This is a genomic window from Methylotuvimicrobium sp. KM2, assembly GCF_038051925.1.
In the GTDB taxonomy this organism is placed as follows: domain Bacteria; phylum Pseudomonadota; class Gammaproteobacteria; order Methylococcales; family Methylomonadaceae; genus Methylotuvimicrobium.
Genome location: NZ_CP150634.1, coordinates 4179353 through 4191604 on the forward strand (window position 1 = coordinate 4179353; position 12252 = coordinate 4191604).

A 12252-nucleotide genomic window follows, 5' to 3' on the forward strand; every position below is an offset into this window, starting at 1 on the left:
ACAAATCCGATGATGTCTTGTACAATATCGGTCATTAACATTTTTACTTTATAGAGAACATCACATTGAGCGCACAAAATCAAGACGGCTTGAATTATAAGAGTGCCGGCGTGGATATCGAAGCCGGCAATGCACTGGTCGAACGGATCAAACCGATCGCAGCCAGAACCCGCACACCTGGCGTGTTAGCCGGACTCGGCGGTTTCGGATCGATGTTCGAACTCCCTCTCGACCGCTACCGACAACCGATACTGGTTTCCGGGACCGATGGAGTAGGCACTAAGCTCAAACTGGCGATCGATCTCGGCATCCATAACACGGTCGGTATCGACTTAGTCGCGATGTGCGTCAACGATATCATTGTTCAAGGCGCGGAACCTTTATTCTTTCTCGATTATTTCGCCACCGGGAAACTCGATGTCGACACGGCAGCCGCAGTCGTCGAAGGTATAGGTAAAGGCTGCGAATTGGCCGGAGCCTCGCTGGTCGGCGGCGAAACGGCCGAAATGCCCGGCATGTACGCAGACGGCGAATACGACTTAGCCGGATTTTGCGTCGGCATCGTCGAAAAAAGCAACATCATCGACGGCAGCAAGGTCAAGGTAGGCGACAAACTGATCGGCATCGCATCAAGCGGACCGCATTCGAACGGCTACTCGCTAGTGCGTAAAATATTAGCGCACGGTAATACGCCGCTATCTGCGCCCTTCCACGGCAAAACACTCGGCGAAGCACTGTTGGAACCGACCCGTATCTACGTCAAACCGCTGATGAAACTGCTGGAATCCGTACCGGTTCATGCGCTGGCCCATATCACCGGCGGCGGCATCACCGAAAACCTGCCGCGCGTACTACCGGAAGACACAAACGCACACATCAAATTAGGATCGTGGAAACGCCCGGAAGTTTTCGATTGGTTACAGCAACAAGGCAAGGTTTCCGATGCCGACATGCTGACCACTTTCAATTGCGGCATCGGAATGATCGTTTGCGTCGCCGAAGAAGACGAAGCGGCAACGCTGCAAATTTTGACGGAAGCCGGCGAATCAGCGTTTTCGATAGGGACATGCGAATCATCGGAAGGCAAGCCGAAGGTTGAATACTCTTAAACGAAAGCGGCAATGGACTCTCGAACCGAGATTAGCGCTCGGTATCCAAAGAGATATCGATTTAAAAAGTGAAACAATAGTACGGACGGCGTTGCAAAACCCGTCCGGAGTTAGAGATTTTGACCTGAAAGAAACAGGCGGTTTTTTTGGATTGCATTTTCTAACGCGAGTGAAATCGGCAAAAGCCATAAATCTAAGACTTGACCTCGTTTTTTTGCCGTTTTTTTGGCAGCCGCCACCTTGCCGTTGACCGCCAAATGCGTTAAAAACTGCTCCACCTCGCTAGCGCCCAAGTCACGCGGACAGCGCTTGCCAAAATGCGAAATATAGCGTTTAACCCAGTCCGTATAGGCCTGTTCGGTACGAATGCTATAATGCTTCAAGCGAATCTTAGCCCGTACTTGATCCAATAATTTCGGTGAATTTTCCGAATTCGACACTGACGTATTTTGCATGTTTATTAGGAAAGGTTGTTTTTTACAACTCACTGAAAGTTTTATGATTTTAATTTTCAAAATCGAATTAGGCAACTGTTTGACGCAATATTTTGCGTCATTTAGGATGTCTAATTATAGTTAGTTTTATTGAAGACAAAATGCACACATTTGTGCTAGACTTCCATCCATGAAAATCTACAATTGGAACCCTGATAAAAATCGGGAGCTTATAGTCAATAGGAGCGTATCCTTTGAGGAGGCGATCTTTTACATTGAGCATGGAGGTCTGTTGGATGATATCGCCCACCCTAATGCTTCAAATTACCCCAATCAACGGATTTTCGTCATTTGTATCAGGGAGTACGCTTATCTTGTCCCCTATGTAGAAAGTGTTGATGAGATATTTTTGAAAACGATCATTCCCAGTAGAAAATTTACCAAGCTGTACCTTGGAGGTAGATCATGAGCAAGTCCAAGTTATCCAAAGAAGAGAAAGAGCTCCTTGATGCTGTTGAGGCTGGGGAGTTTGAATCAGTTTTAACAGAGTCTCGAAGAGAAGAGCTGGAGGCAATTGCCAGTAACACATTTAAGAAAGATAAAAGAATAAACATTCGAATCTCCAATAGAGATTTAACGGCTATCCAGTCTAGAGCCACAGAGGAAGGTATTCCTTACCAAACCTTTGTGTCGAGCATCATTCACAAATACATCTCAGGTTCTTTGCAAGACCTCACAGCTAACAAACAAATGCAGCCGACGCAAAAAACGCGCGGCTGATTTGGGCGTTATGGCCTAGACGAACTCTGATGGCAGTTCGGCGCTTGAATGCTAGTTAAAAAGAGAATCGCATTGTGGCAATCACATTTATAAAGCAGGCTAGGGGTGGGAACTTTCATGCGCAGTCGCATAACGCTGCCTATCTACAGCCCGACAACTGGGATGACTTTGGCTACAAAACGCTTTTTAGCCTCACAGTATTTGATGATAAAGGTAACAAACACACTATCGGTAACGTAAAGATTGGCTTTTGTGGACAAACTGAAGGCTGGACTGAAGAAAGTATCCAGCAACAGTTCGACGTCTTGCCAGATAGTTATTATTCTTTAGGGCAAGACGCGGACTATTATAGAAACCTTGTAGAGAGACTTCGTGATGAGCTGGCTGCCAATGTTCTGGCTGCGCTAGGGGACGTCGCCTACGACCCTGACCGCTTAGCTATTGCTGAAAATGAACGTGCTTTTAACAACTCTTTAACAAGGACTGTAAATCATACGACTATTGGGCATCAATTTCGAAGAATATTGCGAAGAGAGGCGCCGCTTACAGACTACGACTTCTTTTACGAAAAGCCTGCCGCTCAGCGTTACTCTGGCATTAAGGTTGAGTTCCAAGTAGAACCAAATTCCAAACCTTCTTCGAATATTCACATATTAATCGGACGTAATGGCGTAGGAAAAACAACCCTATTGAACAATATGGTGGATGCATTGCTTCCTGGGAGCGGGGCAGTGGAAGAGACAGGCTATTTTGGTCGGCGTGCAGCATTGGGGCGAACTGCCGATCTCCAGAAAGACTATTTTGCGGGCGTGGTTTCCGTATCTTTCAGCGCGTTTGATCCCTTTTGCCCACCTGATGATCAGTCGGATGCGAGCGCGGGGATGCGTTATTGCTATATTGGTTTGAAAAAACGTGATGCTCAAAAAGATCAGGATCAATGGGTGCTTAAGGATAAACGTGATCTTTGTCTCGATTTCACTAACAGTTTGCGGCTGTGTTTTTCTCTAACAGCAAAAAAAGACAGGTGGATTAATGCCGTTAGAAAGCTAGAGTCGGACTTTAATTTTGCTGAAATGGATCTGTGTCAACTGGGCACCGTTTACGCAAACTCATCGGATAGTAAGTCCCAGTTTGTTGAGGTGGCTTCGGCATTGTTCGATAGAATGAGTTCAGGTCATGCTATCGTGCTATTGATCATGACAAAACTTGTTGAAACTGTAGAGGAAAAAACGCTTGTTCTTCTTGATGAGCCAGAAAGCCACCTCCATCCGCCACTACTGTCAGCGTTCACTAGAGCCTTGTCGGACTTGCTTGTTAATCGTAATGGTGTGGCGATTATAGCCACCCATTCGCCAGTCGTTTTACAGGAAGCACCTAAGTCATGCGTGTCGATTATTAGAAGAACTCGACTAGTTTGTAGCGTCGATAGGCCGGAATGTGAAACATTTGCAGAAAACGTTGGTGTGTTAACGCGCGAGGTGTTCGGCCTAGAGGTTTCTAAGTCGGGTTTTCATGATTTGCTGGCGAGTTCTGTGGCTGATGGGAAGAGTTACGAAGAAATTGAACGCGAATACAAATATCAGTTGGGATTTGAAGGAAAGGCAATATTGCGATCAATGCTTGCGACTAGGGGGCCAATGTTGGGGGCAAAGAATGAGAGTTATAGCTGCCCCTAATCAAGACCCGCAAGCGGTTTATCAAACTTGCGTAAATGCTATAACTGATGATGGTTTGCGCAATCGCCTCGAGGTTCTGAGTGGTTCGATAGCCTCGGTCGCGACGGATTATGAGAGAAAAGGTGTTGCAAAAAAACTATATACTCTCCCAGTTAATGAGTGCCGGAATGATGAGGTAGTTATCGGTGACGTGACGAAGGCCGAGATAAAAAACGTCTATACGACCTATATGGTGGGCAAAGCGAGGCCAGCAAGGGCTATATACGACGCGATGTTGTCGCGTGCACCACTAGGGCGATGTCCTTTTTGTGGTATGGGTCATGCGTCTACATTGGACCACTATCTACCGAAAGCTAAATATCCTATGCTTTCAGTTGTGCCGCTGAATCTTGTGCCATCCTGCAAGAACTGCAACACCGGGAAACGTACGTCTATTGCTGCGAGAGCGGAAGAGCAGAGTCTTCATCCTTATTTTGACCACCAGCACTTCATAATCGATCAATGGCTTTTCGCGGAAATAGTGTCAACTGAACCTGAGACGGTTCGTTATTTTGTTCGTGCACCAGAATCGTGGGACGATGTATCTAAGGGACGAGTGAAGTCACATTTTGTGGCTTTCAATTTGGCCAGCAGGTTTTCGGTTGAGGCAGCTAATGAGCTGGCAAGTCAAAAACAATTCTTGAATGAGTTCAGTAAAAAAAATGGACTTCACGCGCTAGTCGGGCTGCTTTCAGATCAGGCTGAGTCGCTCTCGAGAATACACGCAAATTCTTGGCAGACTGCGTTCTATCAAGCTCTTCTTGGAAAAACTCTAGAGACCTTTAGCGTCAATGAGGAATTGACTGAAATATGCCCAGTCTGCGAAGGTGAGGGCGTGTTTGTCAAATATTCGTGTCCGTGCTGTAAAGGAAATGGGTTTGTTTCACCACGCTTACTGGAGGAAATTAACCTGCCTGACTACGAGTATTTAAAGTGTACTGAATGCGACGGTAGACCGGGATGCCGATTGTGCTCTGGAAAAGGTTCGATTCGACGGGAAACAGCACTAAGTTTGACGCGAAGTCGGCCATAACAATCGGCTGCACAGCGACTGCTTGCCGCCGCTTTGCAGCTCCAAACCGGCGCGTGAGCCGAACGTTAGGTATCTATCACCAAAAAGGGAGAGCTAGTTGAATCAATTAAATTATTCATCTAAAGCAATTGACGACTTGTTGCTGAAAGCAAAATCGCATGGAGCGAGAATAGATTCGCAGAGCTTTTCTAAAGTAGCATCTTTATTGGAGCAGGCAGTTAAGTTCCAGTTGCCGGATAATGGAGACCTTTTTGAAGATGGTTTTCGTGCTTTACCAGCTATTTTTCGTTTGCCTTATCCTGTTATCGCGGCTGAATTTCAAATTGTTCGTAATGCTAGATTAGAACACCAACCACTATCTAAACGTGGTGAAGAGGTTATAGCGAGTTCAAAAAGAATAGCGCTTGCAATAGAAATCAATACGGATAATTTCGAAGAATTTTTATGGATGCTGCCAAAAGAAAAATTTAATCTTTTGACCCTGGATGGTGCAATTGCAATCATTCCTGTGTTCTATTTAGATGGGCAGCAACAATGGACAATTCCCCCTTTAGGTGTCGTTATTCCATCACGAAAAATTGATCCTAGGCCAGATCTAGAAGACCAAACTAAGAAAATTTATGGTAATACCTTGCCTAAGGGAATGCAGCAAGTGCCTTTGGAAGAGCATCCAATAGTTTTAATGCCTGAATATGTAAGAGAACTTCAAAGCGTTGAAGGCCCGGACTACATAATGGCTGTTACAGCACAAGATACACATGATGAAAGCAGAGCTATTTTGGGACTCCTTGAAATCCTATCTTGCAAAAACGTAGTAACAGAAACAGTACAACCACCCAAAGCACTCAATAAAAAACGATTAGCAAAAGGGAAATTGCCTTTTTTTGAATACAAAATATTAACGCTTCCAAATGAAAGTGTGTCAAACAAAGCTTCAGGCGGAACACATGCTTCACCAAGGGTTCATTTAAGACGCGGACATATTAGAAGATTACCTGGGAAGAACATCTGGGTTAATGCGACAATTGTTGGCAATAGCGATTTAGGTGTGGTAATCAAAGATTATTCTGTCACTAAGTCATAAAGCTGAAGGTAAATGTTGTGCGAAATATACCTAACCAGCGGGTCAACTTGACCGGCAAAAGCTACGCTCCTATCGTCGCTACGCTTTCGCCGTCAAGTTACCCTTATCGTTAGCTATGCAAAAATTCCTCGACATTTTTTATAGTCGGACGTTAACATGCATGTTAACATTGACTAATGAGAAAAATTCGCTTTTACCGCACAGAATCAGGTGCTTGTCCAATCGAAGAATTCTTGGACTCCTTGTCTGGAAAACAAGCCCAGAAAGCCGCCTGGGTACTCCAACTTATTGAGGAAATTGAAGTTATTCCTGTTCAATATTTCAAAAAGCTAACGAATACAGATGATTTATGGGAAGTTCGAATTCAGGCCGGAAATGATATATTTCGCTTGCTCGGGTTCCTTGATGGAAATGAACTGGTCGTTCTGAACCATGGATTTCAAAAGAAAACTCAAAAAACGCCTAAAAAGGAAATCCAGAGCGCGGAAGCACGTAAGAAAGACTATCTGAAAAGAAGGTATGAATCATGAGTGACCTAAAGAATTATATTAGTAACCGTAAAGTTAAAGACTCCGAATTTAGCGAAGGCTATGATGACGGTTATCAATCTTTCAAAATAGGCGCTTTATTGAAGCAGGCGAGAGAAGAATCAGGCTTAACTCAGGAAGAAATTGCCGAGAAGTTAAATACAAAGAAATCGGCTATTTCTAGAATGGAAAATCACGCTGAAGATATTAAGCTTTCTACTCTTGAAAAGTTTGCTTCTGTTTTGGGCCGTAAAATAGAAGTTTCAATTACGTAAAATACTGCTAACCAACGCATAACCCGACTTCGCTATGCTACGCGGGTTATGCTTTACGTTATGCGTAAAAGGAACATTGGATGATTGAACGATTGGCGGAAAACGGTTTTCTTGTTGGTGCTTGGCAGTACAACAATGAAAGTCCACCGCGCAAGATCTTCCCATATCTGGTTAAGAAGCGTGGAAGCGAAGAAAAGATGCTTGATGTCTCGCTTTCGGGAAAAAGCAACTCTTATAGAGGAATGTCCATACAAGAGTTCGTAGATCGTCTTAGCGCCGGGCAATTCCCAAAGGAATGCACGATCCGCATGAAGCCTCTTGCGAACAATCAAGGGCAAAGTAGCGGCTGGCTGGTACGCAACATTCAGATAGAAGGCGAGCTTCAAAAGGTAATTCAGGAGATCCGCGCGAAAAAGCAACAAGCCGTTAGCACGCTCGAAGAAGAGCGCGCGAAGTTTGATCGTGCCGTTAACGCAGCAGCGCTATTGAGCGACGAAGAACTAAATAAACGTCTACCGCGATCGGATGAATTGCCCGAAACACGTACGGTAACAACAAAGGTGTATGTTCGAAATCCGTTCGTGGTGGAAGCTGTTCTTAGGCGAGCGAAAGGAGTTTGTGAGGGCTGTGGCGATGACGCTCCGTTTACCAAACGAAGTGATGGCTCTCCATACCTGGAAGTCCACCATAAACGGCCACTGGCCGAGAAAGGCCCAGATACAGTTGGTAACGCAATTGCCTTGTGTCCAAATTGCCATCGGAAAGCACATTATGGAAAAAACGCATAACGAATAAGGTTAGATTTTGGTTCGCGTTGCTCACAAAATCTAACCTTATTCGTTAGGGCTGCAAGGAAAACAAGATAGCTATTAATCATCAAGGTAGAACAACCAGTTACCCGACTGCCCCTCACAAATCCCGGCGTGCGGAATTACCGCACCGGGCTTTTCAAAATTGCTCGCTTTGCACTGACGCGATGTTTCCTTGATTCCTAGAGAGCATGGCATATGCGCGGTTTTGCGAGTCCAAAATACGTGATCAATTCCTTAAATCCTATCCAGTTGTAGCTCTTGCGCTGACTACGCCGATTGACAGTTGAACGGGTCAATGCGCGATTGAAAGATGAATTTGGCGGTCGCATGGTGCGCGTCCGTGGCCATGCCAAGGTCATGTGTCATTTGATGTTTGGCATTCTCGCACTGACAGCGAACCAACTGATGACGTTCGTCACGTAAAAACGCTTTGACGTATTATTGAGTGGCTGATTCATACGACTAACAGGAGAGGTGCGCCTAAAGGGTTGGAAAAACGATGAATTAAAGCGGTAACTTCGACAAAATAAAAGGATGGCTTCAAAAATTTAGTCTGAATGGCTGCGAGGCGAAGTTTGTCCCGCCTCTCGACTTATAATTTTGCAAGAGACTCATACTGTTTAATCCAGTCACAGTAGGTTCTTTCCGTATGGATGGAATAGTGTTTCAGCCTCATGATTGCTCTGACTTCATCCAGTAACTTGGTATTGTTAGCAGTTGACATTAATTTTCTAGCGGATAAGCTCAGGATTAAAATATCAGGTAAATTTGCCAGGTTTGCCGGTAAATATCAACTAATCAGGGCAAAAGGAATATGCTGGCAAATTTGCCCGAAAACACCGGCAATATCAGGTTATCAGGGCAAATTTGCCGGACATATTAGTTAGCCTCTTGAAGTGATATGCATGAATAACTAAAATGATATGCATAAAACTAAGGAGGCTACGATGAGAACAACCCTGGATTTACCCGAAAACCTGCTCGATGAGGCTATGAAGGTCTCCCATACTGATACTAAAACAGCCGTCATAGTAAAAGCCCTAGAAGAATTGGTAAGAAAATCAAAGATTTCAGGGATCAAAAAGTATCGCGGCAAGATTGATCTTGATATCGACCTAAATGAATTAAGAGATCGTCATTGATGGAGGTGCTGGTTGATACTTCAATATGGATTGATTACTTCAGGGGTGGGGATAACTCTAAAGACCTAGATTATCTAATAGATGAAAATCTGTTAGTTACCAACGATATTATTCTGGCTGAATTGATTCCTTATCTGAAAATAAAGAAGCAAAATAAAGTCATTACTCTTCTTCATGAGATAAATAAAGTTCCACTTTCTATTCATTGGGAAGAGATTATTGAATATCAAGTGAAGTGCTTAAAAGGTGGAGCTAACGGGGTCGGCATTCCTGATTTAATCATTGCACAAAATGCAAAACAAAATAGCTGCAATGTTTACTCACTTGATAAGCACTTCCGGCTGCTTAATCGGGTATTGAAAGTTAAGCTTTATGGATAGCAAGGCTAACAAGGCAAATTCACACGGACAAATTTCCGCAACGCTCGTTTGTGCGTAAATCGCACAAACGAGCGTTGCGGAAATTTGCCGGTGATTTGCGGCGTTAGCTTAAGCGTGGTTTGTACGACTTAGGGATAATTTTTCAGTTTATAGGTACGTCGTTAATGAGCAAGAGGTACGCTCAGAAGGAAAAAGAGTATATGGCTGAAATGGCTATTGAGATCGTAGTTAAGCTAAATGGCGACTACCCGTCTTTCAAAAACTATGTTTGGGCTGCGCAACATCTATTGAACGGCGGTACACCAAATAATCGAGTAGACGAATTAGTCTTGGAAAAACTTAAATCGTCGGGCCGTTTATAAGTTTCGCTTTTGATTTTTACCGAATATGGATACCGCATCTGTCATGAACACTATCTCTATTACCGATATTCTTAAACTTCCGGTGCAGGAGCGCATTCAACTTGTTGAGCTTATTTGGAACAGCGTCGCCGCAGTACCTGAAGCCGTGGAAGTTTCACCAGAGCTTAAGACTGAACTGGAATCACGCCTAAAAGATGGTTCATGGCGTACCGCTTGAAGTTTTCTGCTCGCGCATTACGTGAAACCGGCGAAGCCCAAGAATGGTAAAAATCACAGAGTCCAGGCCTTGGTGAAGAATTTATCGCCGCTATGGAACTGCAGCTGAAACGGCTGGAACAAGCGCCATTGCTATTTGCCTAGGTAATTCCAAGTGTTCGCCGCGCACTTCTACCACGTTTTCCATTCGACTTGTTTTATGTGGTACATGGCAATTTAGTTCATATCTTGGCGGTGTTGCATGATGCCAGAAATGCGACTCCGTTGACCTAAAAGCCGCTAACCATGCGCTCAAAGGAACGCTCCGCGATGCTACGCCCCTTACCTTTACGTCAAGTACTATGGATTTCGTGATAAATATCGTCTTGAAACTATGAGCTTTGTTGAGGGTTCGGCAACTCGCTTGGCAACGCCGTGAAACCAGCACTTAAATCATCCAAGATAATCAATCATAGCCAAAGGTTATGGTATCAAGTTACATAAAATGGCTTCGAGGTCAAAAAGGCTAAAATATACTGTTACCCAAGCTCCAGCTCTCGCCGTTATACACAAGTATCGGTAAACTTGCTAAACAGAGTTCGTCGTATAACTGGAAACGGTGCTGTTTGATAAATCTGCGGATATTGAACATCAGTGGCTTCGAAATCGCGACGAAGGCGTCGCTCCCACAAGGGGGCGGATGCTCTGTGGGAGCGATCCCCAGATCGCGATTTCGAAGTCGGGAACGTTGGGCGACAAAAAATGGTATCGAAGCCTCATTAGCTAAGATTGAAAAACAGTAATTTTTGACTTATGTATAACGATGAGAGCTTCAGCTTGGGCAACTTGTTCAGGAAGCTGGAGCTTCCGGAGTGCCTTTCCCAAGCTGGAGCTTAGGAAAGAGCGTGATGCGCGGATACGCAGCCAACCAATGCTAGTCAAAGCCAGGTTAAACCGGTCCCAGCGCTCTATCAAGTCCACCCCCCACCCAAGGCTTTGTATATTTTGACGGTCGCAATCCATTTTTGCCTGACGACTTCGATCAATTCGAGGTTGGTTTGCAAGGCATTTTGTTGAGCTGTCAGAACCTCCAGATAACTGGCACGAGCCGATTTATAAAGTTCTTTCGATGCCTCGACCGATTGCTTCAATACATCGCTCTGCTGTTTTTTGAGAGTGTTAATGCTTTGTAAGTTATCGATATTTGAAAGTTCATTGCTGACCTCAACATAAGCATTCAATATTTTTTTCTGATAATCATACATTGCGGATAGTTGATTGGCCTTGGCGGTATTGAATTGGGCTTTCAATGCGTTTAAGTTAATCAGCGGCGCGACCAGCGTCCCCATGACTGAATAGGCAAGCGATGCGGGCGACATGAACAGAAATTCGGGATTAAATGCTTGAAAGCCCACGGCTGCCGTGATATTGACATTGGGAAAAAAGGCGGCTTTTGCGGCTTCTAAATCGAAATTACTGGCCTTGATCTCGAATTCCGCCTGACGAATGTCGGGACGATTGGCCAGCAACTCGGAAGGAATTCCTAATGCGATTTGCTTGGGAATATCAGAGAATAGAACTTCTTTCTTTCGAGGAACAGGTTGCGGAAAGCGGCCCAACAGAAAATTAATCTTGTTTTCGGTTTCGGCGATTTTTTGGAGTGTTTCATTCTCCATGACCTGACTTTCAAGCAGTTGGGCATTGAATTGCTGCACGGCCAATTCATTTGCACGCCCCGCCTCTTTCTGCAATTTCACGACATCTAGCGCTTCTTTTTGCCTTTGTATCGTTTGCCTAATGGTTTCCAACTCGTTATCGAGCGCCAGAAGTTGATAATAAAAAATCGCGACATCCGCAACGAGATTGGAGATCACGAAATTGGTCCCTTCGATGCTCGCCAGGTATTCCGAAAGCGCCGATTTGCGCTGGTTCTGTAATTTGCCCCAGACATCGATTTCCCATGACGCCATCAAACCCAAATACATATCCGGCAAGTTTTCCGGGACGGTTTGACCTGGCGTGATTTCGGTGCTGGCGTTCCCCGCGCCGTCCATCGTATAAAGCCCGAACTTGCGGACCCCTCCGCCGATATCCAGGCCGACTTGCGGCAGCAGCGCGCCGTTGGCCAGTTTCACACTGGCGCGAGCGGTTTCAATGCGTTGCAGAGCGATCTGCAAGTCAAAGTTGTTCCGAATTGCGGTATCGACCAACTTCAGCAGTTGAGGGTCCGAAAAATAGTCGCGCCAGTCGATTTCGGCAATCGAGGTTTGGTCGGCATGGTTGTCAAAAGTTTCAGGAATCGGATTTTCGGCTATCGATAAGTCGGTATTGAGCGCTCCGCAACCACCTATGCCAGCGCCCATGCAGATTGCAGCAATGATATTAAATACTTTGTTATTCATTG

14 protein-coding genes and 1 pseudogene are annotated in these 12252 nt (G+C 45.0%); 13 read left to right on the forward strand and 2 right to left on the reverse strand.

Annotated elements, in window-relative coordinates:
• The first annotated feature begins 65 nt into the window (after nt 1–65).
• Nucleotides 66–1109, forward strand: coding sequence for a phosphoribosylformylglycinamidine cyclo-ligase (gene purM, locus WJM45_RS17645; RefSeq protein WP_341326348.1), 1044 nt, complete (start codon nt 66–68; stop codon nt 1107–1109).
• 110 nt (nt 1110–1219) lie between these two features.
• On the opposite strand, the gene WJM45_RS17650 is transcribed toward purM, so the two are convergent.
• Entirely contained in the window at nt 1220–1564 is a 345-nt protein-coding gene (locus WJM45_RS17650) for a site-specific integrase (RefSeq protein ID WP_341326349.1), read from the reverse strand.
• 444 nt (nt 1565–2008) lie between these two features.
• Here WJM45_RS17650 and WJM45_RS17655 point away from each other — a divergent pair, with 444 nt between their 5' ends.
• From WJM45_RS17655 to WJM45_RS17710, 12 genes and pseudogenes are all read left to right on the forward strand, one after another.
• Entirely contained in the window at nt 2009–2323 is a 315-nt protein-coding gene (locus WJM45_RS17655; protein WP_341326350.1) for a CopG family antitoxin, read from the forward strand.
• Between the two features lie 74 nt (nt 2324–2397).
• Nucleotides 2398–3999, forward strand: a complete 1602-nt coding sequence (locus WJM45_RS17660; protein ID WP_341326351.1) for an AAA family ATPase — start codon at nt 2398–2400, stop codon at nt 3997–3999.
• On the forward strand, nt 3977–5071 hold the full coding sequence (locus tag WJM45_RS17665; RefSeq protein ID WP_341326352.1) for a hypothetical protein: 1095 nt from the start codon (nt 3977–3979) through the stop codon (nt 5069–5071). The genes WJM45_RS17660 and WJM45_RS17665 overlap by 23 nt, the downstream gene beginning before the upstream one ends.
• Before the next feature lie 97 nt (nt 5072–5168).
• Nucleotides 5169–6155 carry a hypothetical protein gene (locus WJM45_RS17670; protein ID WP_341326353.1) on the forward strand — a complete coding sequence of 329 codons (987 nt, stop codon included), beginning with the start codon at nt 5169–5171 and terminating at the stop codon, nt 6153–6155.
• Nucleotides 6156–6331: 176 nt separating this feature from the next.
• A complete protein-coding gene (locus WJM45_RS17675) occupies nt 6332–6685 on the forward strand; it encodes a type II toxin-antitoxin system RelE/ParE family toxin (protein ID WP_341326354.1) in 354 nt (117 codons plus the stop codon).
• Nucleotides 6682–6957 (forward strand): helix-turn-helix transcriptional regulator, encoded by a 276-nt coding sequence (locus WJM45_RS17680; protein ID WP_341326355.1) that lies wholly within the window; start codon nt 6682–6684, stop codon nt 6955–6957. The genes WJM45_RS17675 and WJM45_RS17680 overlap by 4 nt, the downstream gene beginning before the upstream one ends.
• A gap of 80 nt (nt 6958–7037) precedes the next feature.
• Nucleotides 7038–7745, forward strand: coding sequence for an HNH endonuclease signature motif containing protein (locus WJM45_RS17685; protein ID WP_341326356.1), 708 nt, complete (start codon nt 7038–7040; stop codon nt 7743–7745).
• A gap of 297 nt (nt 7746–8042) precedes the next feature.
• A pseudogene (locus WJM45_RS17690) lies at nt 8043–8192 on the forward strand (transposase); the annotation flags it as partial.
• A gap of 524 nt (nt 8193–8716) precedes the next feature.
• Nucleotides 8717–8911: a type II toxin-antitoxin system VapB family antitoxin gene (locus tag WJM45_RS17695; protein ID WP_341326357.1), complete on the forward strand. Its 195-nt coding sequence runs from the start codon at nt 8717–8719 to the stop codon at nt 8909–8911.
• Nucleotides 8911–9291 carry a PIN domain-containing protein gene (locus WJM45_RS17700; RefSeq protein WP_341328970.1) on the forward strand — a complete coding sequence of 127 codons (381 nt, stop codon included), beginning with the start codon at nt 8911–8913 and terminating at the stop codon, nt 9289–9291. The genes WJM45_RS17695 and WJM45_RS17700 overlap by 1 nt, the downstream gene beginning before the upstream one ends.
• Before the next feature lie 200 nt (nt 9292–9491).
• A complete protein-coding gene (locus WJM45_RS17705) occupies nt 9492–9653 on the forward strand; it encodes a hypothetical protein (protein ID WP_341326358.1) in 162 nt (53 codons plus the stop codon).
• Between the two features lie 43 nt (nt 9654–9696).
• Nucleotides 9697–9870, forward strand: coding sequence for an addiction module protein (locus tag WJM45_RS17710; protein ID WP_341326359.1), 174 nt, complete (start codon nt 9697–9699; stop codon nt 9868–9870).
• A gap of 949 nt (nt 9871–10819) precedes the next feature.
• On the opposite strand, the gene WJM45_RS17715 is transcribed toward WJM45_RS17710, so the two are convergent.
• Nucleotides 10820–12250 (reverse strand): efflux transporter outer membrane subunit, encoded by a 1431-nt coding sequence (locus tag WJM45_RS17715; protein ID WP_341326360.1) that lies wholly within the window; start codon nt 12248–12250, stop codon nt 10820–10822.
• Nucleotides 12251–12252 lie beyond the last annotated feature (2 nt).

Excerpts from the sequence above, each read along its gene's own strand:
- WJM45_RS17650 (WP_341326349.1), bottom strand. The coding sequence starts at position 1,564 with ATGCAAAATACGTCAGTGTCGAATTCGGAAAATTCACCGAAATTATTG.
- WJM45_RS17655 (WP_341326350.1), top strand. The coding sequence starts at position 2,009 with ATGAGCAAGTCCAAGTTATCCAAAGAAGAGAAAGAGCTCCTTGATGCT.
- WJM45_RS17665 (WP_341326352.1), top strand. The coding sequence starts at position 3,977 with ATGAGAGTTATAGCTGCCCCTAATCAAGACCCGCAAGCGGTTTATCAA.
- WJM45_RS17675 (WP_341326354.1), top strand. The coding sequence starts at position 6,332 with ATGAGAAAAATTCGCTTTTACCGCACAGAATCAGGTGCTTGTCCAATC.
- WJM45_RS17680 (WP_341326355.1), top strand. The coding sequence starts at position 6,682 with ATGAGTGACCTAAAGAATTATATTAGTAACCGTAAAGTTAAAGACTCC.
- WJM45_RS17685 (WP_341326356.1), top strand. The coding sequence starts at position 7,038 with ATGATTGAACGATTGGCGGAAAACGGTTTTCTTGTTGGTGCTTGGCAG.
- WJM45_RS17695 (WP_341326357.1), top strand. The coding sequence starts at position 8,717 with ATGAGAACAACCCTGGATTTACCCGAAAACCTGCTCGATGAGGCTATG.
- WJM45_RS17700 (WP_341328970.1), top strand. The coding sequence starts at position 8,911 with ATGGAGGTGCTGGTTGATACTTCAATATGGATTGATTACTTCAGGGGT.
- WJM45_RS17705 (WP_341326358.1), top strand. The coding sequence starts at position 9,492 with ATGGCTGAAATGGCTATTGAGATCGTAGTTAAGCTAAATGGCGACTAC.
- WJM45_RS17710 (WP_341326359.1), top strand. The coding sequence starts at position 9,697 with ATGAACACTATCTCTATTACCGATATTCTTAAACTTCCGGTGCAGGAG.
- WJM45_RS17715 (WP_341326360.1), bottom strand. The coding sequence starts at position 12,250 with ATGAATAACAAAGTATTTAATATCATTGCTGCAATCTGCATGGGCGCT.